General features: G+C 42.2%; 27 protein-coding genes and 1 tRNA gene. 10 read left to right on the top strand and 18 right to left on the bottom strand.

Going from position 1 to position 24,702, the window contains the following annotated elements; all coding sequences use genetic code 11:
* Positions 1 to 425: 425 nt before the first annotated feature.
* The 6 genes from eif1A to J2755_RS10480 are packed head-to-tail and all read left to right on the top strand — an operon-like array spanning position 426 to position 3,748.
* Positions 426 to 740 (top strand): translation initiation factor eIF-1A, encoded by a 315-nt coding sequence (eif1A, locus tag J2755_RS10505; RefSeq protein ID WP_342591080.1) that lies wholly within the window; start codon positions 426 to 428, stop codon positions 738 to 740.
* A complete protein-coding gene (locus tag J2755_RS10500; RefSeq protein WP_209683234.1) occupies positions 737 to 1,540 on the top strand; it encodes a serine protein kinase RIO in 804 nt (267 codons plus the stop codon). The genes eif1A and J2755_RS10500 overlap by 4 nt, the downstream gene beginning before the upstream one ends.
* 20 nt (positions 1,541 to 1,560) lie before the next feature.
* Positions 1,561 to 2,103, top strand: a complete 543-nt coding sequence (locus J2755_RS10495; RefSeq protein ID WP_209683231.1) for a KH domain-containing protein — start codon at positions 1,561 to 1,563, stop codon at positions 2,101 to 2,103.
* A gap of 12 nt (positions 2,104 to 2,115) precedes the next feature.
* The gene (locus tag J2755_RS10490; RefSeq protein WP_209683214.1) at positions 2,116 to 2,517 is read left to right on the top strand and encodes a fasciclin domain-containing protein; all 402 of its coding nucleotides are present in this window, start codon (positions 2,116 to 2,118) and stop codon (positions 2,515 to 2,517) included.
* Between the two features lie 52 nt (positions 2,518 to 2,569).
* Positions 2,570 to 3,376: a mechanosensitive ion channel family protein gene (locus J2755_RS10485; protein WP_209683199.1), complete on the top strand. Its 807-nt coding sequence runs from the start codon at positions 2,570 to 2,572 to the stop codon at positions 3,374 to 3,376.
* 60 nt (positions 3,377 to 3,436) lie between these two features.
* Positions 3,437 to 3,748, top strand: coding sequence for a YbjQ family protein (locus tag J2755_RS10480; RefSeq protein WP_209683196.1), 312 nt, complete (start codon positions 3,437 to 3,439; stop codon positions 3,746 to 3,748).
* Positions 3,749 to 4,157: 409 nt separating this feature from the next.
* Here the strand turns inward: J2755_RS10480 and J2755_RS10475 are convergent, their stop codons facing one another.
* The 3 genes from J2755_RS10475 to J2755_RS10465 all read right to left on the bottom strand — a co-directional run bounded on the left by J2755_RS10475 (position 4,158) and on the right by J2755_RS10465 (position 5,899).
* Entirely contained in the window at positions 4,158 to 4,628 is a 471-nt protein-coding gene (locus J2755_RS10475; RefSeq protein ID WP_209683193.1) for a GyrI-like domain-containing protein, read from the bottom strand.
* 42 nt (positions 4,629 to 4,670) lie between these two features.
* A complete protein-coding gene (locus tag J2755_RS10470) occupies positions 4,671 to 5,348 on the bottom strand; it encodes a RibD family protein (protein WP_209683190.1) in 678 nt (225 codons plus the stop codon).
* 110 nt (positions 5,349 to 5,458) lie between these two features.
* Positions 5,459 to 5,899: a VOC family protein gene (locus J2755_RS10465; protein ID WP_209683186.1), complete on the bottom strand. Its 441-nt coding sequence runs from the start codon at positions 5,897 to 5,899 to the stop codon at positions 5,459 to 5,461.
* 252 nt (positions 5,900 to 6,151) lie between these two features.
* Between J2755_RS10465 and J2755_RS10460 the strand changes: the two genes are divergently transcribed.
* Positions 6,152 to 7,801, top strand: a complete 1,650-nt coding sequence (locus J2755_RS10460; protein WP_209683182.1) for a DUF2070 family protein — start codon at positions 6,152 to 6,154, stop codon at positions 7,799 to 7,801.
* 508 nt (positions 7,802 to 8,309) lie between these two features.
* On the opposite strand, the gene J2755_RS10455 is transcribed toward J2755_RS10460, so the two are convergent.
* The 7 genes from J2755_RS10455 to J2755_RS10425 form a co-directional block, all read right to left on the bottom strand.
* Entirely contained in the window at positions 8,310 to 9,419 is a 1,110-nt protein-coding gene (locus J2755_RS10455; protein WP_209683179.1) for an acyltransferase family protein, read from the bottom strand.
* A gap of 358 nt (positions 9,420 to 9,777) precedes the next feature.
* Positions 9,778 to 10,038 (bottom strand): 2TM domain-containing protein, encoded by a 261-nt coding sequence (locus J2755_RS10450; protein ID WP_209683176.1) that lies wholly within the window; start codon positions 10,036 to 10,038, stop codon positions 9,778 to 9,780.
* Positions 10,039 to 10,262: 224 nt separating this feature from the next.
* Positions 10,263 to 10,334: transfer RNA gene (locus J2755_RS10445), tRNA-Thr, on the bottom strand.
* A 56-nt stretch (positions 10,335 to 10,390) separates the two neighbouring features.
* Entirely contained in the window at positions 10,391 to 11,395 is a 1,005-nt protein-coding gene (locus J2755_RS10440) for a class I SAM-dependent methyltransferase (RefSeq protein ID WP_245312906.1), read from the bottom strand.
* Entirely contained in the window at positions 11,382 to 11,993 is a 612-nt protein-coding gene (locus J2755_RS10435; RefSeq protein ID WP_209683173.1) for a LysE family transporter, read from the bottom strand. The genes J2755_RS10440 and J2755_RS10435 overlap by 14 nt, the downstream gene beginning before the upstream one ends.
* 59 nt (positions 11,994 to 12,052) lie before the next feature.
* Complete coding sequence (locus J2755_RS10430; protein ID WP_209683170.1) at positions 12,053 to 13,066, bottom strand: transcription initiation factor IIB; 1,014 nt, start codon at positions 13,064 to 13,066, stop codon at positions 12,053 to 12,055.
* Between the two features lie 55 nt (positions 13,067 to 13,121).
* Positions 13,122 to 13,382 (bottom strand): H/ACA ribonucleoprotein complex subunit GAR1, encoded by a 261-nt coding sequence (locus J2755_RS10425; RefSeq protein WP_209683167.1) that lies wholly within the window; start codon positions 13,380 to 13,382, stop codon positions 13,122 to 13,124.
* 249 nt (positions 13,383 to 13,631) lie between these two features.
* On the opposite strand from J2755_RS10425, the gene ppdK reads away from it, so the two are divergent.
* Positions 13,632 to 16,289, top strand: coding sequence for a pyruvate, phosphate dikinase (ppdK, locus tag J2755_RS10420; protein ID WP_209683163.1), 2,658 nt, complete (start codon positions 13,632 to 13,634; stop codon positions 16,287 to 16,289).
* A 9-nt stretch (positions 16,290 to 16,298) separates the two neighbouring features.
* Here the strand turns inward: ppdK and J2755_RS10415 are convergent, their stop codons facing one another.
* The 5 genes from J2755_RS10415 to dph5 form a co-directional block, all read right to left on the bottom strand.
* The gene (locus J2755_RS10415; protein WP_209683160.1) at positions 16,299 to 17,189 is read right to left on the bottom strand and encodes a carbohydrate kinase family protein; all 891 of its coding nucleotides are present in this window, start codon (positions 17,187 to 17,189) and stop codon (positions 16,299 to 16,301) included.
* A gap of 12 nt (positions 17,190 to 17,201) precedes the next feature.
* Complete coding sequence (locus J2755_RS10410; RefSeq protein WP_209683156.1) at positions 17,202 to 17,543, bottom strand: DUF555 domain-containing protein; 342 nt, start codon at positions 17,541 to 17,543, stop codon at positions 17,202 to 17,204.
* A 35-nt stretch (positions 17,544 to 17,578) separates the two neighbouring features.
* Positions 17,579 to 17,860: a DUF357 domain-containing protein gene (locus tag J2755_RS10405; RefSeq protein ID WP_209683152.1), complete on the bottom strand. Its 282-nt coding sequence runs from the start codon at positions 17,858 to 17,860 to the stop codon at positions 17,579 to 17,581.
* A gap of 32 nt (positions 17,861 to 17,892) precedes the next feature.
* A complete protein-coding gene (locus J2755_RS10400; RefSeq protein ID WP_245312904.1) occupies positions 17,893 to 19,521 on the bottom strand; it encodes a helicase HerA domain-containing protein in 1,629 nt (542 codons plus the stop codon).
* Positions 19,522 to 19,591: 70 nt separating this feature from the next.
* Positions 19,592 to 20,389 carry a diphthine synthase gene (gene dph5, locus J2755_RS10395; protein ID WP_209683149.1) on the bottom strand — a complete coding sequence of 266 codons (798 nt, stop codon included), beginning with the start codon at positions 20,387 to 20,389 and terminating at the stop codon, positions 19,592 to 19,594.
* A gap of 101 nt (positions 20,390 to 20,490) precedes the next feature.
* Here dph5 and alaXM point away from each other — a divergent pair, with 101 nt between their 5' ends.
* Together alaXM and J2755_RS10385 are read left to right on the top strand one after the other, a co-directional pair.
* Positions 20,491 to 21,198 (top strand): alanyl-tRNA editing protein AlaXM, encoded by a 708-nt coding sequence (gene alaXM, locus J2755_RS10390; RefSeq protein ID WP_209683144.1) that lies wholly within the window; start codon positions 20,491 to 20,493, stop codon positions 21,196 to 21,198.
* 30 nt (positions 21,199 to 21,228) lie between these two features.
* Entirely contained in the window at positions 21,229 to 22,242 is a 1,014-nt protein-coding gene (locus J2755_RS10385) for an AI-2E family transporter (protein WP_209683141.1), read from the top strand.
* A 3-nt stretch (positions 22,243 to 22,245) separates the two neighbouring features.
* On the opposite strand, the gene J2755_RS10380 is transcribed toward J2755_RS10385, so the two are convergent.
* From J2755_RS10380 to J2755_RS10370, 3 genes are all read right to left on the bottom strand, one after another.
* Positions 22,246 to 22,902: a PHP domain-containing protein gene (locus J2755_RS10380; protein WP_209683137.1), complete on the bottom strand. Its 657-nt coding sequence runs from the start codon at positions 22,900 to 22,902 to the stop codon at positions 22,246 to 22,248.
* 69 nt (positions 22,903 to 22,971) lie between these two features.
* The gene (gene hflX, locus J2755_RS10375) at positions 22,972 to 24,270 is read right to left on the bottom strand and encodes a GTPase HflX (protein ID WP_245312902.1); all 1,299 of its coding nucleotides are present in this window, start codon (positions 24,268 to 24,270) and stop codon (positions 22,972 to 22,974) included.
* Positions 24,260 to 24,658, bottom strand: a complete 399-nt coding sequence (locus tag J2755_RS10370) for a DUF2209 domain-containing protein (protein ID WP_209683135.1) — start codon at positions 24,656 to 24,658, stop codon at positions 24,260 to 24,262. The genes hflX and J2755_RS10370 overlap by 11 nt, the downstream gene beginning before the upstream one ends.
* Between the last annotated feature and the right edge of the window lie 44 nt (positions 24,659 to 24,702).

The following is a 24,702-nucleotide window of genomic DNA, read 5'->3' as shown; positions in this document are numbered from 1 at the left end:
GTTATTCCATTAATTCTGTTTCAATACCGAGTCAGAATTAATCGAACTGCCATATCACTAGTCAGACAGAATATAACTCCTGTCTCCATAAATTTAAACCGCGCAAAGCACGGGATTGACTTGGTATGCGTACATCCTATATAAGGGTTATGCGCCTCGATTTTGAGTCACATAAATGCATACCAATATAGCATCAGACCCATTGCATCTTGACACAACAAATCTGTGCGGACTCCCTACATATCCATACTACTATATAACTTTTTCATCGAAAAAATGTCTTAACACAAAAGCTAAAAATTGGCAAGTTCCAAAACTGGCATGTTGATGCCCACACAAAAGATAAATAAATATTAGGAACGTGTATCGCACCGTCCTATAAAGAGTTCTATTTCCAAACCAACTGAGAAAAGAGGATTATAAAAGTGCCACTAAACAACAATCCAGATGAAGAAAAAGATTTAGAGGTACGCATCCCAAAGAAAGAAAAGAGAGAAACACTCGCAACCGTAGAAAGCCTACTCGGAGCAAATCGTGTCAGGATTAACTGCATAGATGGAATAACCCGAATAGGAAGGATCACCGGCACCATAAAAAAAGACACGTGGTTACGTGTGGGAGATCTGGTTCTGGCAATCCCATGGGATTTCCAGGACACTAAAGCAGACGTAATATGGAAATATACCCGTCAACAGGTTGAATGGTTTCAAAGCAACGGATATCTTAAAGATCAGACATGAGAAAATCCATTCCTAAAAATCTCCGAAAAATTGAAAGCGACATCGATAAGATGCGAATTCGCCAAAAGGATTCCAATGCACTTAAAGTAAAAGAAGCGGTGTTTGATGACGCAACCCTCAAAGGGCTATACCATCTTTCAAACGATGGTGTGATCGAAGCATTAGGTGGCTCCATCAGCACCGGCAAGGAAGCAAATGTATTTCTTGCAGAAGGGAAAGACTTTGATCTTGCCATCAAGATCTACAGGATATCCACAAGCACTTTCCGGGCAATGGAAGACTATATACTCGGAGATCCACGCTTCAAAAGCATTCGTCATAAAAAGAAAGATGTTGTATTCGCATGGACACGGAAAGAATTCCGCAACTTGCTCCGTGCAGAAGAAGTCGGGATTCGCGTTCCAAAACCAATAACAACTCATCGAAATATACTTGTAATGCAGTTCATCGGTGAAGACGAGAAAGCCTTCCCGCCCTTAAAGGACATTCGAATCGAAAAAGAAGATGCAAAGGAAATATTCGATACAATTGTCAAATATCTGGATTTACTCTACAATGAAGCAAATCTGGTACATGGGGACCTTAGCGAATATAATATCCTCATTAACCCTTCAAACCTCGAACCTTACATCATCGACATGGGGCAGGCAGTCACTCTTGAACATCCCGGAGCCGAAGTATTCCTTAAGAGGGATCTGAAAAATCTGACCCGTTACTTCAAGAAGTACGGAATTGAAACATCAGATGAAGAATTGTACAAAATGCTGAAAGCTAAAAACGAATTAAAGGATCAAAAATAATTTTTACAAAGGTGAATCACATGGCACACCTGAAAGTTCCAAAAGACAGAATCGGAGCCATTATTGGCCCAAAAGGTGAAACAAAAAAACTTATTGAGGAGAAATCATCCTCCGAGCTTGATATTGATAGTGAAAACGGAACTGTGGAAATTATAGAGGGAGATGACCCCCTGGGTTCTTTGAAAGCAGGAGAAGTTGTGAAAGCAATAAGCAGAGGATTCAACCCGGAAAAAGCCCTTGCGCTTTTTGATGATGACATGCTGATGCTTGACGTCATTGATTTATCCCATGAAGCTTCCACCCCAAAAGAACTCATCAGGCTTAAGGGAAGGATTATTGGAAAAGGCGGGAAAACACGCGAAATTGCAGAAAGCCTTATTGGTGTCAAAATTTCCATTTATGGAAAAACCGTAAGTGTCCTTGGAACCCCCGACCAAAACCGCATTATCCATACGGCAATAGAAATGCTTGTTGAAGGTGCAAACCACGGAACCGTGTATAGCTTCCTTGAGAAAAAGCATCGTGAACTGTTGCAATCACAGCTGGATTACTACGAAAGCTAAAGGTGCTGTCATATGCAGGATTTAATAGCAACTGCAAGAGATGAAGGTGTTTTCACAAATCTCCTGAATGCAGCAGAAATTCTCGGACTTCTGGAGAAGTACTCTTCGGAAGGACCTTATACTGTATTTGCACCTACCGACGATGCATTTGTTCCAATTCCTAACGATGTAATTGAAGAAGCGTTTGATGATGAAACTTATCTTCTCAACATCATCAATTATCACATTGTAGAAGGAAAATACACCACCAAGGATCTCAGCAGCGTTGAGTCTCTCCAGACAATGAACGGGGAAACTATTCGCTTTAAATCCAAAGATGGAAAAATTTTCGTTGAGAATACTCCCATTACAAATCCTGACATAGAGTGCTCAAACGGCATTATCCATGCCATTGATGATATTCTGTTACCCTGATTTCAAATAATCCTTATATTGAATTAAAAGAATTCTGTTTTGGAGGTATTTTATGGCCAATGGGTTAGATCAGACTTTACCATATACAGACATAAGTCTTTCAGACATTCTGTTTGCAATAATAATCCTGATAATAGGATACTTGGTTGCCAGAATGCTTACCGGATTATTCAGTAAAGGGTTGAAGAAGACAAAACTACCTGAGCTGGTAGTGGAATTTTTGACACGGTTCCTGAGTTCACTGCTTTATGTGATTGTCATACTTGCTGTTCTTTCAGTATTCGTGAACATGAGTGCAGTCGTTCTGGGACTTTCTGCAGTCATCGGATTGATTCTGGGTTTTGGAATGCAGGACACACTGACGAACATCGGTGCAGGACTCTGGATTGCGGCTTTAAGGCCTATTGACAAAAACGAATATGTGGAAGTAAATGGATCTTCCGGAACCGTTTCTGCTGTAGGTATCATGGCAACCGAACTCCTGACCCCGGACAACAAAATAATAACTATACCAAATAGTCTTGTGTGGGGCAGCCCGATTGTTAACGCAACAAGAATGCCTACAAGAAGAGTTGACGTGAATGTTGGAATCAGTTACAGCACTGATCTTGACAGGGCAATTGAAATCGCACTTTATGTTATGAAAGGAAATCAGAGTGTACTCAATGAACCTGCTCCGGCAGTTGTGACAACAGAACTGGCAGATTCTTCAGTAAACCTACAGCTTCGTGCATGGGTTAAAACTGCAGATTATTGGGCCGTCAAAGGAGATCTCACAAACAACATTTTCAAGACATATAATGAACAGGGAATTGAAATTCCATTCCCACAGCTGGATGTCCACCTCACCAAAGAGTGAGGGGCACCCATACCTTTTTTTACTTTCCCTTTTTTGATAACTGCGTTGAGGTTATTGTGAATGATAGTGACAACCATAGACAATGTTGACGGAAAAGAGCAGGAATTTCTTGGTCTTGTAATGGGAAACACGGTCAGAGCCCGCCATATAGGAAGTGACATTGGAGCAGCTCTGAAAAATGTAGTTGGGGGAGAGCTTAAAGGATATTCAATGATGCTGGCACAGGCACGCCAGGAAGCAATTGATCGCATGATTAAAGAAGCGGAACATCTTGGAGCAGATGCCGTCGTCAATGTGCGATTTACAACATCACAAACAACAGCCGCAGCTGCCGAGATTCTCACATATGGAACTGCGGTAAAGTTTGTTTAAGCAACTGTTTTACGAAGGAAGTTTTGTTCTAGCAAGGTAAAAAAAGAAAGGGGAATCTGATAGTTGAATGGTATCTATCAACGCTAAATCCAGTCCGGCGGTATCGGCGGAGAATAAAGTGTATCATGAAACAGCAGACAAGATGGATTTTTAACGGGAAACTTTGTTCTTCTGACATTGCTGAAAAGTTGCAAGATTGCATTCACTTTCGTGCGTTTCACACTCCAGTTATTGATCTTTTGTTAGATATAGTCGGTAACACTTCTAAACCTATACATCAAACTTTATGCCAAAATAAAATTATACCCGGATAATCTCATCTCACCTCCCATAGTGCCTGACATACAGGCATCATGTAAAGATCGATTTTTGCAAATATAAAGATATTGTTTATGAAAATACTAATAACTCAGTCCACTGGAACATAGATTTCAGTCACATAGTCCTCAGGAGGAACCTCCCTTGGATCTGACAGATAAATTTCCCACATCGGACCAATTATTTGTTTCCTATTTTCTTCGAGCCAGGCATACAGTTTCTCGTAAGTAGGTACCATTGCTTCATACGGACCTTTATGAACTGTTTTAGCCATTTTCCCACCGGCAAGCTCATAATATTTTACTTCGCCGCTGGTTTTCACATCACCATCAACCGGAAAAACAACTTCAACGTCAGCGTTTCCTTTTTCCTCAGCGTCCATGGCTTCTTCTACCGAAATCTCATGGCATATAAATATAGGCGCACCTACAATCACAACACCGTTTTCCTCTGCAAATTCATAAAGCTCAGGAATCATGTCACTGATCTGCTGATAAGGACCAATTCTCCTGAGACTTATAACCATCTGCGGTTCCATATCAACAATTATTATATCTGCCATTGTACTACCCCAAATCAAATATCGGAATTACACCACTTAACATTACTTTTTGATCTTATATACAAGATGCACGTAGCCATTTCCAACATTGTCGCAATTTGCAAGTTCAAGATCAATGCCCTCTTCAATACCAAGTTTGGAGAATAAATGGGGATAGTCAGAGTCTGCAAGAACCGGGGCTATGAGAAGACTTAGTTCATCAACCAATCCTTCGCCCAGAAGCACCCCGTTAAGTGTTGGACCAGTGTCTACCAGAACTTTATTGATTCCATATTCGTCATGGAGTACCTCAAGAGCTGACTCAAGCTTAACATGTTGCCCTCCCGAAACAATGAACTCATAGTTTCTTTCCTTGAGATAGGTTATGTAATCATTCGGAGTGCTTGAAGAAACCAATATCAACACATCTTTGCAGAAAACTGATTTTCGAAGCACATGAAGTCGATTTATCAAAATCCCCTGGGAGTCAACAATAACCCATATAGCTCTTGGATCATCGGGTGTAGTTTCGGGTTTGGCAAAGTCAGAAGGTTCTTCTTCACCCACTTCACCACCAAACATTTCAATCCCGGTTTTTGCCGTTGTTGAACCGATTAGGTGAGCATCTGCCCCATATACTCCGGCGATTTGGTAATGAAGTTCCATGTCCACTTCAAAACCGATTACCGCACCATCAAGACTGATGGTGTTGTGCATTATTACTCTTGGAATGATAGTCATCCTCCAAAACAATCATGTGCAACTATATGAATTTAACAGGCAAGTTCTTGTGAAAACATAAGTTCTTCAACATTGTATATCGAGATCTAATCCATCACTTTTTTGGATTATTATTTATTTGTAGGACTTCCCTCGAACATTGCTGTAAAAACAGAGTCTATTGGTTCCCACAATTCAATTTTGTTGCCATCGGAATCAAGGATGTGAACGAACTTTCCATACTCGTACTCCTCAATGGAATCAACAATAGTAACTCCGTTGCTTCTTAGTTCTTCTACAAGAGCTTCAATGTTCTCTACACGATAGTTTATCATGAATTCTTGTTTCGAAGGAGCAAAGTAGTCCGTATCATCCGGAAAAGGACTCCACTGTAAATAATTAATCTCTTCAGGCCGGTTAGCATTCCGGAACTCAAAGGGGGCACCGAATTCATTAGTAACCATGCCTAAATTCTTGTGATACCAGTCCTTTGTTGCCTGCGGATCTTCACACTTAAAAAAGACCCCACCAATGCCTGTTACTCTTCCCTTAGTACCTGTTTTCTCACCCATATTCTTAACTCCCGGAAGATTCCACCAAAATGGAAACCCAATAAGTGTATTTGTTGATCCTATATACAGGATACTTTTTCTGATTGTTCAGATATATATACATTGTTTCAAAATATATAGTCGGTTTTAAATAATGGTGCTTTATAAGATACATATACTTTTTTGGTTATTGCGTACAGCAATCCTGCAAATGAAAAAGTTTTAAAAACCCAAAATTTTTATATACACTTGCCATTTAAAAGTGGATGAAAAATGTCAGACAATATAGACGTATTCAAACGAGTGATCTTCAGCATCCCCTCAATGCAGACAGTCATTGGGGCAATTATTGTATCAGGCATTTTTTATGGAGTTTTCATAAACATCGGACTTACCTACTTTTCCGGAATTGAATTCAGCCCCAGACACCTTATTGAAACAATTTTTTTAGTTTTTATTATTCCGACCCTGATTATCGGTGAGCTGTACCATCGCTTTTTTGAGGAATATCCCCGAAAATGGAGCTACTTCATTGGTCTATTTAATGAGTTTGTACTTTTCTCCCACGGCATGATTATTACGGCTACCAATGGTGCAGGTATCGTAAATTCATGGAACGTTTTCTGGCTTGCGCTAATGACTATTTTCTTTATTAACTACATAGTCCTGATTGCAACACTTGGATATGAGTATTCCAAGAGAATAACACTTTTGAGCCTGGTTCATCCCCTGATGATACTGGCGACATTCCATGCTTTCATCGGGAGAAAACAACACATTGGATATACAACCTATGCCGAAAACCTTGAAGTGCTTCTCATAGCTGCAATGGCAGTACTGCTTGCTTTCCTGCTGGCAGAATACCTGATTAGTACTAACGTGAATGTTTCTGCGGTGAAGCTTTTTTCGGGACTTATGCACAAGAAGCAAGAGATATTGGATCTTGGTTATCCCGTAAGACCTGATGTCCAGACAATACTTATTAAAAACGAAAGCGGTGAACTTACTATTGCAGCCCCCTGGATACATCCAGGCCCTCTTGAAGGATTCGGGGGCGGAAGAGCCTCAACTGATATTATTCGCCACCTGAACGATAGCAATGAGGGTTTTTTCTTCCATGTACCTTCCACACACAAGGATGACCCTGCAAATCCAAAAGATATTACCAAAATTATCGATGCTTTTACTACACCAAAAACCTGTCCAAAGGCTTCAAAATTGCTTAAAAGAGATTACGGAAAGTTGATCTTCTTTGGAAGGAAATTGGGATATCAAAAGATTGTTTACATGGAAGCCGAGGAATTTGGAGATTATGAAACCCCGGTTTTCAGGGAAATACTTGATCTTGACGAAGTTGTAATTGTGGATCTTCATAACCATATGAGAAACGAAGAACCCGATGCTCAGCTTACATACGGCACTGAAAAGGCGGGTTATTTCCGGGATAAACTGCTTGAATTTCTAAAAGATCTGGATGAGGAAACATTGTACGACTACTATGTAGGATATTCAACAGAAACCGATGGAACTCCTAAATTTGCAATGGTTGAGAAAGTAGAAGGCCAAAAAATCCTGATCTTTGGAACCGAAGGGAACGGTATTTCAGAAGAGATGGTTGAAATAAAGGAAAGATATAAGGATCAATTTGATGACATAATACTCTTTACTACCGATACCCACAGCAGCATTCACAAGATGATTGCCGAGGAGCATGTGGATACGGAAAAATTGGCAGCAGTAATCGAAAAGGCCAATCAGAACATTTCAAAAGGCAGTGCCGGATTTTCAAACCAGCAGGCAGAAACAATGAACCTGCTAAAAGACGATTACCTGGGCCTTGCATACAGCATCAATATCCTTGCAAGACTTATTCCATTGACTCTGCTTCTGGTATATATTGCCATGATTTTATGGATATTATGATTACCCATTAGAAAAGCACTACAGTTATCAAAAATTTAATTATCTTGCACATTAATCTGGTTTTGATTATTTTTATTCAATCCATAACTTCTTTTTTGTTACCAGATTGTATATCAAAAGCAATTAATAGCTTTAAAACATATTACTTATTACCGTATCATAACTGATGCGGCGCGGCAGTGAATCAGAAGGGAGAGTGCCATTGGGTCTGAAAAACCCATAACCATTCAGGGTTATCCGGCATTCAGGGAACCTTTGACCGACTCGATATGTAATGTGCATCCGGGAGGATTGCCCGGGAAGTCGGTAAGCAAATCCCTGATCACTGCCAACTACTTACTCTTCTAATCATTTCCAACCACTAAAGACTTGAAAAGTTGCTTTTAAAATAAGGAATTTTTTTGAAAAAGCAGAATCAAGGAATCGAATCCCATGGATCCATTGTTACATTTATCCACATAAATAGATCTCATCCATGGCCTAATAATTTTGTTGTGTCCCGGTATTCTCACATAATTTCTTTGACCAAAGGAGCTTTCCTGAAAACATAATGAGATAGGAAGAAACTAAATGATAATGTGGTAAGTGCAACTATAGCTATTTTTAGCAAGGGATAGATTGTGATATCTCTTAACATAAGTGAAACACCAACTAAAATGGGCGTATGCCAAACGTAAACACTGAAACTGTTTTTAGACAATATAACCATTAGTTTGTTTGTTTTGTTGATTTTCCTTTTAAACGTTCCAAGTAGGCCAATAGACATACCAAAGATTAGAAAACTTTCCCAAACAGAATATGAATAACTCGGCCAGTTAAATCCTCCACTTAAAACAGCTTCACTTTGCTCGAAGACTCCACTGAATAGCATGATAGCAAACCAGCCAACTATACCTATCACAAAAGTTGAGCCCAACCACTTTTTCGCATAATTATATTCAATTTGGTTGAACCAATCGTACTGATAAGCTTTTATCCCAACAACAAACAAAGCAATATAATATGCAAAGTTGCTTATGGGCATATTCAAAATTTCGACACCCATCGGGAAAATTAACCTAAGCAGGAAACTTGCTGTTCCAACTAAAAGAATTGCAATGATTGTTACTTTAATGCCCGGCAAGTTTTTTGCTGTTACGTTTTGTTTTCTACCAATTGCTGCATAAAAAAGAGAAAATATAAGCAATGCAAGAGCAAACCATAAAGGGCCTGTTCCACTTAAGAAATGACCCGAAAGCAAGTATTCTTTAAAGTTTAGAGCTTCTTTCTCTCCAGCCACATACAAAAAATACATTGTCAGAGGATAGATAAAAAAAGAGAAAAGCCCTACTGGCAAACCTAATCTGTATATTCTTCCATTAATGAAATTCATTTTTCCCTTTCTGGAATAAGAATTGGCTGCATAGTACGCTGCTATCAAAAATAAAAAACTCATTGAGTAACTATATGTAAAACATATGAATAATGCAGAAACCAATTTTGAAAGATCGTCAATAGGCGACTCATCAATGAAGTGCCAATTCCCAAAACCACTATAAGTAACAGCAGAATGCAAAATTACTATGGACACTATAACAAGTAATCTTAAATAGTCAATATAGTAGTCTCTGCTATTCATTTGAATTTAGCATCCTTCCATTAGATCATATTTAGTGGAAGAACTTGGTCTACTAATGGTATTTATTTTTTATTATTAAGAATAAGCCTATCAAAATACATTATTTTAACAAAAACCTTAAAGACGTCAGTGTGATTTAAAACCGTTGAATCAGTTTTTTTGGAGTTATAAAAAGTGATATTGATAGCAATAGATAGTTTAATTTTATTGCTAGCAACAAGTTGGTTACTCTCGATGCTCATGTGAAGGAAAGATTAGAAGGATGGGAAACATGGATCTTTTTGCTGAATAAAAACAATGCAAAGAAAGGGAAAAATATATGGAGGTTCTAGCCTAATTTGGGAATGGAATAGGGAGTTCATTTCTCTTTTTCCATAATATCTTTTATCTTTTTATCTTCCCAACCTTTACCAAATTTGCTTATAGTAATTCCATGTATCATTACAGCGATTCCCCATCCAATAATCGGCCATTGAACCCACCAACCCCCTCCAGCAGAATAATCAATAAAAAATAGGAGGAGCATAATTACTGAGTATATTGCTAGATGGAGGTAAAAACCTTTGATTTCCTTTACTCGTTTCTGAGCGCGTAATAATTTTTCATCTTTTTCTTCCATTTAGTATACCCATTTTAAAAAGGGAGTCGTGGACTATTTACTCTTTTGGGTGACCCCATTTTGCAGTAATCTAGTATTATTCTACTCGACACCCATGAATTTTAGATTTTTCTAGAGTTCTGTTTTTTGTTGTTAACTACATCTCCAATACCATGTGCGAGGGGCAGGATTTCTAACGCTGAAGAAAATATTCGGAGTAAAAGGGCGTAGAACCCCGAGGTAAAAGCCGTCGGGGGGATTCGAACCCCCGGCCTGCTGATTACGAATCAGCCGCTATACCACTAAGCCACGACGGCGCAAAGTAAAGCTATCGGAAAATACGGATATAAGGATTTAACGATTTCGCTTATCCTTAAACGATTCTGGCATCGATACAGATATTGTATTGATGCGGAGCATAGGATCGAACTGTGCGGGTTTCCACCACTTCCACACTTCTGCCAGCATTTGAAGCAGCTTTCCTGATGAGATCCAGAGAAGGCTCGAACAACGAATCCTCATGTGACATTGCATAGTAGTGGATTACACCACCCGGTTTTGCGAGGGCTACGGCTTCCTCCAGGAAATCCGAAGCATTGTGTGGAAGATTCATGATCACATGGTCGGCAATTTGCCCGAAGATATCCGGAAGATCATGTGCATCGGCAACCATTGCTTCCACGTTATCCAGCTTGTTTAATTCAATGTTCTTTTTCAGGAATTTGACAGCTTCAGGATTTTTATCAACAGCATAGACTTTCCTGCATCGCTTTGCAGCCGGGATGCTGTAAGGACCCACACCTGCGAACATGTCCACAACCACATCATTCGGACCGATCTGATCAGCAATTCTCTGCCTCTCTGTGGATAAACGTGGGGAGAAATACACTTTAGCAATATCCACCGCATAAAGACAACCGTGATCCTTGTGGATGGTCTCGGTGCTATCTTCTCCGGCAATCAGTTGCATTGGACGAACCCTGAATTCTCCTTCGATAGCTGAACCTTCACCCAGTACTGTTTTAAGTTGAGGCCGGAACTTGAGAAGAGCAACGGCCACCTTTTCAGCTTCCAATTCTTCTGCATCAATTATTGCAATTTCGCCAACTATCTCAAATGACGGAGAGTAACCGAGCATATCTTCCAGTGTAGGCTGGGTTTGCTGTGATTCACATTCACGATACTCAAAAGTTACGGGATGCGGAAGAATTGACTTATCAGGCTTTGATTTCACCGGAAGGTAAAGGTATCCATCATCCGAGCTAATCCTGAAAGAGTTGTCAAGTAAATCCTGCTCAAAAAGAATCGCTCGTACAGGTTCACCCTTCCTTTTCTCAACTTTGGCACACAGACATTCCAGAATATCACCCCAATGCAAACCATGCTCCGAATCCCATCAGGAAAATGCCGCATCCTACTAGCACTTTCCGATAGACTACGTCAGAGAACATTTGTTTTCCACGACTCATTGAAGCTGAAATGAAAGTAAACCAGCCCAGATCAGCCATCCAGTGGCCAATCACAAAGAAAACTGCTGCAAGCAATCCGATCTCAAGCCCACGGAGTAACAGGGCACTGCCAGCTGCCAACCACCAGATCCAGAAATACGGGTTGGAAACTGATGTCAGAACACCAGCCGAGAAAGAATTGGAAACAATTCCATCCGCCTTTTGCACAAGTTGCGATGAACTGCGAGCCTGCATGATTGTAAGAATGCCAAAAGCGAAAAGGGCGGTGCCACCTACAATTGAAATGACCGTCATTTCCCGCTCACCGATAAGTGATGTTAAGCCCAAAACTATCAAAATGCAGATGAGGAGTTCAATTGCTGCATGCCCCACCACAACTGCAGGACCTGCTTTCCACCCTTTTTTCAATGCACCGTCGATTGTTACAAGTAACATAGGCCCCGGCACCAGTGCACCAGTGAGACCCACGACAAAACCGATGGTAAGCATTTCAATAATTTCAAGCATGGTATGAAAAGAAAAAGAGATTGAGGGATAATAAAAGCATCCCTCTTAAAGCGATTTGCTTACAAAATAATTTCAATATCCAGTTCTTCGGCAAGTTCCTTGTAGCGGTTCCTGATGGTAACTTCAGTTACACCGGCAACATCAGCTACCTCGCGCTGTGTCCTGCGCTCTCCACAGAGAATAGAAGCAATGTAAATTGCTGCTGCAGCTACACCGGTAGGACCACGGCCACTGGTTAATTCCTTTTCGGAAGCCTGCCTGAGGATTTCGACGCCTCTTGCCTGTACCTCACCTTTCAGGTTTAATCCTGAACAGAAACGAGGTACGTAGTCAATTGGTGAAGTTGGCATAAGCTTGAGGGATAATTCCCTGGAAATGAAACGGTATGTTCTGCCGATTTCTTTCCTGCTTACCCTTGAAACCTCTCCGATTTCATCAAGAGTCCTTGGAACACTGCACTGCCTGCAGGCTGCATACAAAGCTGCTGCGGCCACACCTTCAATACTGCGTCCGCGAATCAGGTTCTTGTCGACTGCCTTACGATAAACAACTGCAGCGGTTTCACGCACAGTCCTTGGAAGACCAAGTGCTGAAGCCATCCTGTCAAGTTCAGATAATGCGAATGCAAGGTTTCTTTCCGTAGCGTTGCTCACACGGATACGACGCTGCCATTTCCTCAAACGATACAGTTGTGCACGGTTCTTGGAAGAAATTGATTTTCCGTAGGAATCACGATTCCTCCAGTCAATCATAGTGGAAAGACCTTTGTCATGAATAGTATAGGTCATTGGAGCGCCCACACGGGAACGCTTCATTCTCTGATCATGGTCAAAAGCACGCCATTCCGGCCCTTCATCCACGAAATCAGCATCTACTACAAGCCCACAGTCGCCACAGACAAGCTCGGCGCGCTCATAGTCCTGCTCAAGGTTGTGACTGCCACATTCCGGACACTCTAAAACCTTTTCTTCTACTTCAGAGCTCTTGTCCTGCTCTTTACGTGCCTTAATCTTAGCACGCATTTTTTCCCTTTCGGACGTATCAGAATACCTTACCCTTTCAACTTCAACCATTGTCAGTTCCTCATAGTCGTGAACATCTCGGAATTAAAAGAAAGCCCCGACTTTCTCACTTCACATACAATTTCTGGTTCACACAAGCCTTAAGTTCAGAAAAAGAAACACTTTTTGCGACTTTGACCACCACATAAGGGCTGGAAACAGGTCCGATAACAGATGACACTTTACCAATGCGCTTCACTTTCTGATCCATCACGACAGAACCTATGCGCGGTAGATCTTTCAGAGAACCAGAGGTTAGCCCTTCAGCTGCCCGAATAACAAGTTTTCCCTGACCATCAATGCTGGAGACTGTTCCAAGGCGTTTCATGAATCTTTTCCCATATATAAGGCATTTTGGAAGTATAAATACATTAGAATTATCATATATAAATGCATCGCAATCTCTTTAATATAAGATTGATATGGTTTCGAGATCTTACGAACAATTAGAGTAACAAGTACGTATTATTCATCATATAAAGAATATGCCCGAATCCATGAATCGATAAACCTTAATATAAAACCAACTATTGTGACACCAACTATCATACTCGACATTCCGCTGGGAGGAAAGTTAGTGGCAGATAATAAGTTCGTGTACCTTTTCGGAAACGACAATACTGAAGGCAAAAATAGCATGAAGAACCTGCTTGGTGGCAAGGGAGCCAATCTTGCAGAAATGTCTAACCTCGGTATTCCGGTTCCGGCCGGATTTACAATTACTACAGAAGTGTGTGTACTCTACCTCAAGGACAATAAGTATCCTACAGGACTTCTGGAACAGATTGATGAAGCTCTTTTAACTTTAGAAGAAGAAAATAATAAGAAATTCGGAGACCCCGATAACCCTCTTCTTCTTTCGGTCAGATCAGGAGCCCGGGTTTCAATGCCCGGTATGATGGACACTGTTCTAAACCTTGGTCTTAATGATACTACTGTTAAGGGAATCGCCCGCAAATCCAACAACGAGCGGTTTGCATACGACAGTTACAGGCGTTTCCTTACCATGTTTGGAGACGTTGTACTGGACATCGAACATGCCAGATTCGAGACTCTTCTTGAAGAAAAGAAGCATGAACTTGGTGTTGATCAGGATACGGAAATCGATGTTGATTCATTAAAAGACCTGGTGGAGAAATTCAAGGGTGTAATTAAAGAGCACACCGGTGAAGACTTCCCGCAGGATCCAAGAAAACAACTCCAAATGGCTATTGATGCCGTATTCAACTCATGGAATAACCAGAGGGCAAAGAAGTACAGGAAACTCAACGGAATTGCCGACGACTGGGGAACAGCCGTTAATGTCCAGAGTATGGTATACGGGAACATGGGAGAAAATTGCGGCACAGGAGTTGCCTTTACACGCGACCCTGCAACCGGTGAAAAGCGCTTCTTCGGAGAATTCCTGACCAACGCACAGGGAGAAGACGTTGTTGCAGGTATTCGTACCCCACAACCAATTGAGGATCTCAAAAACAATATGCCTGAAGTTTACAACAAACTTGAGAGCATATACAAGAAGCTGGAGAATCACTTCCGGGACATGCAGGACATTGAGTTCACAATCCAGGAAGGAAAACTCTACATGCTCCAGACCCGTACCGGCAAGCGTACTGCTGCTGCAGCGATCCGGATTGCCGTGGAAATGGAAAAAGAAGGATTAATTGATAAAAAGACAGCCGTGTCAAGAATCGAACCTTCCCAGATTGATAAGCTTCTGCACCCAATGTTTGATCCAGATGCTACTTATGACGTAATTGCCACAGGACTCCCGGCTTCACCCGGAGCTGCCGTAGGAAGAGTTGTTTTCACCGCAGAAGATGCGGAAGAAAAGGCAAAGGAAGGTATCAAGACCATCCTTGTCAGAACTGAGACTTCCCCGGAGGATATTGGCGGAATGGATGCTTCAGAAGGTATCCTGACAGTAAGGGGAGGAATGACTTCCCACGCTGCAGTGGTTGCCCGCGGAATGGGAAAACCATGCGTTGCAGGATGTGGAGCAATTACCATTGATATGGAAAGAGGAGACTTCACAAACGGCTCCGTAGTTGTTAATGAAGGCGATTTCATCAGTATTGACGGTTCTACTGGAGATGTAATAGTTGGAGAAGTAGAACTCATTTCCCCCGAACTTACAGGCGAACTTGATACAATTCTTCAATGGGCTGATGAAATCCGCCGTCTCAAAGTTCGTGCTAATGCAGATACTCCGCATGATGCAGGAGTCGCAAGGGAATTCGGTGCACAGGGAATCGGACTCTGCCGTACAGAGCATATGTTCTTCGGCGAAGAAAGAATTCCAGCTGTGCGTGAAATGATTATGGCGGAAGATGTGGAAAGCAGGAAAGTGGCCCTTGAAAAACTGCTACCAATGCAGAAAGAGGATTTCACCGGCATTTTCAGGGCAATGGACGGCTTCCCTGTAACCATAAGATTACTTGATCCACCACTCCATGAGTTCCTTCCGAATCAGGAAGAACTAACCGAGAGAATCTGTGAGCTTGAAAAAGCTGGCGATAATGAAAAAGAAATCTGGGAGGTACAAAAAGTACTTGACAGGGTTGATATTTTAAAGGAAATTAACCCGATGCTCGGACACCGTGGATGCAGGCTTGGAATTACATATCCCGAAGTTTATGAAATGCAGGTTCGCGCAATCATAGAAGCTGCCTGTGACCTTACAAGGGAAGGTCTGGAGGTTGTACCTGAAATAATGATTCCTCTGGTCAGCCATGTGAAAGAACTTGCACTTACCAAAGAGGATGTTAAAACCACAGCAGAAGCTACAATGAGAGACTGCGGTGTGGAAATTGAATACCTTGTGGGAACCATGATTGAATTGCCACGTGCTGCCATCACTGCAGACCAGATTGCAGAGGAAGCAGAATTCTTCTCATTTGGTACAAACGATCTTACCCAGACCACATTCGGATTCAGCCGGGATGATGCCGGTAAATTCCTGCCATTGTACGTTGACAAGGGAATTCTGGAAGAAGACCCATTTGCAGTACTTGATCAGGAAGGTGTAGGCCAGCTTGTGAAAATCGGAATAGAGAAGGGAAGATCCACACGTGAAAACCTCAAAATCGGAATTTGTGGTGAACACGGCGGAGATCCCAAATCCGTCAAGTTTGGTCACGAAATCGGACTCAACTATGTTAGCTGCTCCCCATTCAGGGTACCTATCGCAAGGATTGCAGCAGCTCATGCAGTAATTGAAAACGAAAACAAGTAAAAGAGAGAATCAGGGCAATTGCCCGAAATTCTCTTCATATCTTTTTTGCATTATTTCCCATGTAGGAAGATTAGTCTGGCAGCCAGTGCGCTCCACAACAAAGGATGCTACAACTGCGCCAATCTTTCCACATGTTTCAAGAGAAAATCCTTTTTTGAAAGCTACAAGGAAACCTGCCCTGTAACCATCCCCGGCACCGGTCGGATCAACCGCTTCGACCTTTACAGCCGGGATATGAATATGTGAACCCTGATGATAAATACGGCTGCCTCCAGCATCACAAGTCACAATAATTGTATCAATGCTGTTTTTGAGATCTTCAAATGACCTGTGCGTCATGCTGGAAACTCTTCTTATCTCATGCCTGTTTGCAAAAAGAATATCCGTATTATCAAGTATTGTAACCAGGTTTTCTTTTGAATAAGTCACAAGATCCTGCCCGGGATCAAAGCACACGAAATCTGCCTTTTTGGACATACGGGCATTGAAGCTTGCTTCTGCTGTTGCAAGATGAACAAAATCAACTTCCGGCGGTTCCAGTTCAGGAAATTTTGCAGATGAGCCCCAGTAAAAGTATGATGACTGATTATGCTGCCTGTCCGTGTAAACAAATGCGCGAGTGCATTTTTTGTCTTCAATATGGTAAAGCAGCGATAGATCTACACCAATATTTTCCAGATGAGATTCAAAACCGGAATGTTCAAAATCATTCCCAACAGCGGAAATCAGGGAAGCATTGCCCCCAAGAGTTGCAATTGCCGCAGCAATATTTGCAGCTCCTCCGCCAAAAAGAGTTTCGTATTCTAAAATTGGATAGGATTCATTGGGTGAAGCAATCCTCTCTACCTCAAAGAGGTAATCAAGAGCTGCATGCCCCACCACGGAAATCATTTCAGTCATCAAAGACCACCGTTACTCGAAATCCTCCACTTCGATAACGCTCAGTGGAACATCCCGCAGTGCCCTTCCAATAACAGATTTTGCAATCCGGGATGCATGTTCTTCTGTTTCCGCATCGAAAACTTTCATCTGGAGAACCAGACCTACAATTGCGGTGTTTGCAGCCATGAATACACTGCTAATTGGTTCATTACATGCCGGACAAAATGTAGTTCCGACATCAACCTCAACAAAATCCAGTTTTGGATTCAAGCGTTTTCCGGCTTCTGCAATTGCAACACCGATAGCATCATCGGCACTCTTTACATCCCTTACCAACCAGGCAGCTTCAAGGGTCACATGATAGTTTGGCATAAACTTATCTCCTCACAATTTCTTCCATGTCTCATTTATATGGTGAACAGTACATCATCGTCTACATCAAATACACCCAGTCTTGCTCCTGCGTCCAGCCAGGCATGACCATAACTGAAACACACAAGCGCATTTACCGGATCATCTGATTCTATGAAATGCATACCATCCTTATAATATGATTCGGCCATTTCTCTGAAATCTTCTCCCGCACGTTTCATATGGGAGCCTTCAATCGGGGATACGACGGCTTTCTCAAGGGCCTGCCTCAGCAGACGTTCATAACGCTCAACTTTCTCAGCAAGTTCCGCAGCCACTTTGTCACACCCTTAGTATAAAATACATTTCCTCATTTCTCAGCACCAAACAGCTTTTTGAAGAGACCCTTCTCTTCTCCATTTGCCTTGGGCTTTCTCGTAGGTTCACGCTTTGGCGGAGGTGAGCCAGGCGAATTCCCAGAAAGCTGTGCTGAAGTCTCTGCAACTTTTTTGGGAGCTGCCTTGCGTTTCCCGGAGGAAGCCTTAAGCACATTAACTGATTCTCCGCCGTGTTTTGACCGACGCACCCTTACATCCACAAGTACAGGTCGCTCAATATCATTACTCACCAGCATCGCAACACCGGGAGGCAGGCGAAGGAGTTCCTCTTCAACATAGGAATTGGCACCTTCAAGTCCTTTGCTTATGGATTTAAGATCGTTAGGATTGGTAACTTTCATTATAATCTGGGTCCCACACTGGGAAAGAACATTCTTATCCACCCTTGCAGGACGCTGGGAAATTATCATCATTCCCAGACCAAACTTTCTGCCTTCAGAAGCAATCGTCCGCAGGATTTCCGAGCTTGCACTTTTGCTGAAACCTCTCTCCGGAGCAAAGTTATGGGCTTCTTCAACCACCAGCATACCCGGCGGGATATGACCCATCTTGCGTGCTTCAAATAAGTTCTCACAGAGTTTTGCAACAAGCATACTCTGGATATCAGGAGGCACACCTTTTAGATCAACAATATTGGCTTTACCTTCCTGCATAAGTTCCTCTACAGGCGTGGGATTCGGAGAAAGCAACTCCATCTGGTTGACATCCTCAAGCAGGTTAATTACATTCCAGCGTGCTTTGCTTTCGTTATTGGAAACCTCCCTGATAATGTCTTCAAGGAAATATGTCTCCACTTCAGCGCGGAGTTTGTGGACTGACTCATACAAGATGCCGGTATGAGTAGTGGTATAATTGTCAGGGAAAATATCAATGAGTTCCTTGGGTTTCAGGTTAACACCATTGAGCCTGAAAAGTTCATCGGCTGCCGGATTAATGGATTTATTGGCTGGAGTGTAAACTTTTACTCTCGAACTATATCCTTTTGGACTCACCTTGTACTTTGACGAATCCTTATCTTTCCCGGAAGCGGCCTCTTTGAGGCTGGCATATTCACTGTGAGGATCAATAATAAGCAGAGGAACATTGTGCTCAAGCAGCTCTTCCAGCAAAACCGCTGCAGTATATGATTTTCCACTACCTGTTTTTGCAAGGATACTGCAGTGTTTTTGCACGAGGTTATTGGCATCAAGCTGAACCGGGATATTTGTCCCGTCAAGAAGTCCCACATACATGTCGCCGCCTACTAAGCCAAGAACGTTACGAATCAATTCGTCGTCCGCAACATAAATCGGATCCCCTGGGCTAAACGGAGTCATCGGCGAGCGAAGCAAACCATCGGTTCCTCTGCTTCCAATGACATTAGCCTCTGCCACGATGTGATCATCATCACGGTTGTTGCGTTTTCCTTTTTTGGCTTCCTCAACTGAAAAACTGCCACTTGAGCGGGTAATTCCCATGACCTGCGCAAGCACCCATGAAGAATCAGTCTCATGCCACACTTTTACGTAGTGACCCCGCATTACCGCTGTACTGTCTGATACCAGAAACTTAAAGTCAAGAGTTCCGGTCTCACCTATTATTAGTCCTACAGATCCCCTCATGATACAACTCTCACAAATAACATCATTTCGTCTATGCTGTAGATATAAATGATTTTCGTTAAAAGTCAGGTTATTCGTCAATTTCCAGCACTTCTTCCGGAGCGCTTGCAAGTTCCACAAGTGCTTCGGATTCAAGGAAGTGCAATGAAGCCGGAATTACGAGGATCTGGAGTGGTTCCCCAAAATCGTACTCCTTGAGTTGGGGAAGGAAATCAGCCTTGACAACCGGAGCAGGAGAACCTGCACGGGCAATTCCCACACCAATGCGCTCCGAAAGCATCCCATCCCTGCGACTGTCAACTGCGAGAAGCAGGTTTACAGCTTCCGGGACAGTCATGTAACCTTTGTCTTTGTCAATGTCAAGGAAGACAAGAGTATGCAAATCCTGCTCAATGTTCTTGATTATAGCATCATAAGGGGATTCCGAGATGATAGTATTCCCCCGGCTGCTTGTGTAAGGATGAGGAACTGTCGCAGCCTTTCCAAATCTGTAGTTTTGTAAACCCGACAGACCGCAAATAGCGCTCACAATAGAGGATCCATGAATTAGCCTGGTTGGGATTCCCAGCCTGTGTGCACGAAGTCGCAAATCCACATGCGTGGTGGAAACCATTGTGTCTCCACCGGTAAGGAAAACAACATCCTTGTCCTTTGCTCTTTCCAGCCACCATGGATTCTGTTCCACTTCTTCCCTGCTAAGAACAGTCAGTTCCCGACCATAAAGGGCTTCCATTTTCTCCTGATCAGAACCCATAAGGCGGGATGTATAAAATTCAACATAAACTTCATCAGCCTGCTTAATCACTTCCAGACCTTTCAGGGATACATCCTTCTCATCAAAAAGACCCAGACCAACAAAATAGAGCATAGGAACATATTAGCAGGGAGCTTGATATTAAATGTTTTGACAAACTGCAGGAAGTTACTCTTGCAAACATTTTATGTATTAAAGAGTTTAAAACCCACCTAATGGATGCTATTTATCTCGAAGACTGCTACCTGAAAGAGTTTGAAGCCACTGTAGAAAGTGTCACAGATGGCAAGTTTGTAGTTCTTGACAAGACTGCATTTTACCCGCAGTCCGGTGGCCAGCCTCATGACACCGGAAAACTGATCCACGACGGGAAAGAGTGCAAAGTGGTCTTTACAGGTAAATTTGGTGGGAAAATCAGTCATGAATTGGAAGACTGTGACCTGAAAGCAGGTGACACTGTGAAAGGAATCGTTGACTGGGACAGGCGATACCTATTCATGAAATACCATACTGCATGCCATATTCTCAGTGCCATCATTCATAGTGAGACCGGCGCAAAGATTTCAGGAAACCAGCTCGGAGAAGAAAAAACGAGAGTTGATTTCAACCTTGAGAACTTTGACAGGGAACTAATCGGTTCCTATCAGGAAAAAGTCAATGAGGTTATTGACAGGAAAATCGATGTGAATATCGATATACTTCCCAGGGAAGAAGCCTTTGAGATACCTTCTGTGGTAAAACTGAAAGACGCATTTCCCCCTGACATTCAGGAAATCAGGGTCATAAATGTAGGAGATGTTGACAATCAGGCATGTGGCGGAACACACGTCAAAAATACCGGAGAAATCCCCCACATAGAAATCTTCAAGGCTGAAAACAAAGGTAAGAATAACAGAAGAATTTATTTCAGGTTTGTCGAATAATTAGACTAACAGGAACAAGAACTGATTTCCATGGATAACAAAATAGCAGCCAAAATTGCGATTGCATTGCTTTTTACAGGCATACTTGCCTACGCAATTACTTCTGCACTCTATCCTTTTATAGAATTTTTCCTGGCAGCTATCATCCTCTACACAATTATAGATCCTGTTTACAAAGCAATCCTGAAAAGAACCCGGCTCAATTCCGGCATTGTGGCTATTGGTGTGATAGCACTGGTTATACTACTGATGATAATTCCTATCTACTACCTCTTTGTGCTTATCGCCGCACAGATCAGCCAGGTACTGGCAAATGTGATATCACAAATAGATTTAATGGATGTGGATTATGAGCAAATAAACGAACTCGTTGCAATGCTCAACCTCGAAGAAAAAGCTGCGGACATAATATCAGCTGCAGGCACCTTTTTGAGTGGACTCATTATTGATGCAGTCCAGAATATAGGAACCGAAATAATAGGGCTTACGATTCTTGTATTTCTTTTGTATTACCTTTTGACCACCGATGACACAAAACTCAGAAAAATCGTATTTGACGTCACACCTTTTAGCGGCAGGAACACATATGTCCTGCTAGACGAGATGAAAAACATAATCCATTCAACGGTTATCGCAACCCTCATGATCGCAGCCATACAGGGCACTCTTCTTGCAATTACTTTTTATCTGGTCGGGATACAGGGAGCACTTCTCTGGGGTTTCATCACAGCCATCCTGTCAATAATTCCAGTAATCGGAGCACCCATAATATGGATCCCGGCAATTATTTTCAAGATTATCCAGGCAGACTACTATGCTGCTGTGGCAATTCTGATAGCTGGAATTATAATCAGTAATGTTGACAATTTCCTGCGACCGTTCATCCAGAAAAAGGTCGGGGCAATCCATCCATTTGTATCCCTGTTGGGAATATTTATCGGGATTTTCCTGTTCGGTCTTGTAGGAATTGTTGTAGGTCCAATGCTACTGGCATCATTCATATTGATGCTTAAAATGTTTAATGAGGAGTTTTTGCAGAATTAATTTTTATGCCTGTACTTTCTTTTTCAGGCCCTTGAACATTTGTTTAACAACAAATTGAGGAGGAGTGCGCCCACCGCCTGCTTTCACATTTCCGTTTTTGATTGCCGAAAGCACTGCTTCAACGGTTTTCTCAGGAGCATCAATTTCAGTGTAGGAGCGTCCTATCATACGTGGCTCGTGGGCATCACTTCCACCCACATGCGGGATACCTAACCTGTCGGCAATCATTTTTGCCCGACGGTTGGCATACGATGTGAGACAGCGTGAATTGTAAACTTCGACTGCATCAATATCCAGGCCTTCCACATAGCCGATACCATGAGAAGTCCGCTTAAACGGATGTGGGATTATTACAGTTCCCCCCAATTCGCGGGCACGTTTTATTGTCTCAGGTACACTCATCCCCGGAGGAATCGCTTTATCCACTCCAAGAACGAGAACATGGCCTTCAGCAGAGCTGACTTCAATCCCCGGAATTACAAGAATATCACAATCAAGTTCCCTGGCACGTTTGGCACAGGCCTGCCCCCCCTCCACCGAATCATGATCACAGACAGCAAACCCATCAAGTCCGTTAATCTTCGCCCATTGTAACAGAGAATCCGGATCCGAATCACTGTCTTTTGAAAAACAGGAATGAACATGCAAATCGAATAGCATCAGAAAGAGATTCAGTTTTTGTAGGTAATAAGTTTTTGTGCAAAAAAGGAAAACTTCGAAGTGGTTGGATTAAGCTGCTGAAATGTTCCGGGCAAGAGCTTTTGCTCTATTCATAACCGAATCCCTTGCTTCTGCATCAACCACAATTGCTTCCCCGTATTCAGTGGAATGTACAATCCCCTGCTCCATCAACCATGAAAGAATTGACATTCCCTCGTCTGAATTTGGCAATGAAATAGTGAATCGTTCCCATTTAGGAAGATTTGAATGAATGACTTCTTTGAGTGCATCTAGACCTATGCTTTCTTTTGCAGAAACAATGACTGGATTCGGACTTAAGTATTCAAGTGCCTCGATTTTTGCTTCCAGTTCCCCGGGAAATACAAGATCAGATTTATTGAAAACGGTTATAAGAACTGCATTTTCAAGCTGCTTCCAGAAAATATCATGGGAAACAGCAAGCTTTTTCCTGATAACATCAGCCGGATCACTGGCATCGACAACTAGCAAGATGATATCCGAAAAAAATACATCTTCAAGTGTAGACCGGAAAGCATCCACAAGGAAGTGAGGAAGATCCTCAATAAAACCTACTGTATCGGTAAGCAATGCCCTCCGTCCACTAATGTTAATAGAGCGAGTGGTTGGTGAAAGAGTTGTAAAAAGCATATCCATGCTTTCCACATCCTCGGAAACTAAAGTGTTGAAAAGGGTACTTTTCCCGGCATTGGTATAACCTGCGAGAGATATCAGTGAGAAACCCTGCTCATGTCGGCTCTCCCGGCGTGTAGCACCACTTCGAATAGTAATTTTGAGTTCTTTCCTGATCCTACTGATTCTTTTCTTGAGATCCTGCTCGTAGGAATCCTCATATCCACCCATTCCCATAAAACCGGGACGCTCTTCCTGTTTCAGCAAGGATACAAGTTTACGTGCCCTTGGAAGTTCATATTCAAGTTTTGCAAGTTCAACCTGTAATTTGGATCGACTGGTGGTTGCTCTTGTAGCAAAGATTTCAAGAATTAGCTGGAATTTGTCAATAACCTCGCATTGGCATAGTTCAGACAGGTTGTAAACCTGCGTAATCGTGAGAGGATTCAGGAAAATCATTTTCAATGGATGATATTCAGCCACAAGTGCGGCAAGTTCTTCGGCTTTGCCCTTTCCGATATGAAAACGGCGGTCTGGATGATGCTGCTGGACAAGAGAATCAACAACATTATATCCTGCAGCAAAAGCGAGTTCTTTCAGCTCTGCGAGTTTTCGGATGTTATCCCTTTCCTTACTTCCGGGAATCGTACGCTGAACAAGAATTACATCATTCATGGAAAAACCGCATTTTGCTTTCGAGAGACTGTTATATCTCATGCACTTCCTGCTTTAGCAAGAGATTGCGACTGCTTAATGATACGTGATGTGCAAATTCAATTCCCAGTTTTTCAGCCATGGATTCAGGATATTTGAAATCAACACGGAACATTTGCTTTACCAGATCTTCGGGCTGGTTGAACATATCCCCCCTTTCTGCTACAACAGTCCCATTAATCCCAGTACCTTCTACGGTCTCTTCTACCATATGCACAACATCAGTAACCTCTGGTGGTTTTACACTGGAAAATGGAATTATATGGATGCCTTCTATCCCCCTGATATTCCCTTCTGAATAGGATAATGCCACCGCTGCACTTACCATGAAGTACCTGTTGTCTTCATAGTGACGTCCTGATATATCTACAGCAATAATTGTATCTAGCAAATTGTTATCTCCAAAATCGTATTCGGAATGGTCTGCAAGATTGA

The organism is Methanohalophilus levihalophilus (genome assembly GCF_017874375.1).
Taxonomy (GTDB): Archaea; Halobacteriota; Methanosarcinia; order Methanosarcinales; family Methanosarcinaceae; genus Methanohalophilus; species Methanohalophilus levihalophilus.
This window is presented reverse-complemented; position numbering and strand designations above follow the sequence as displayed.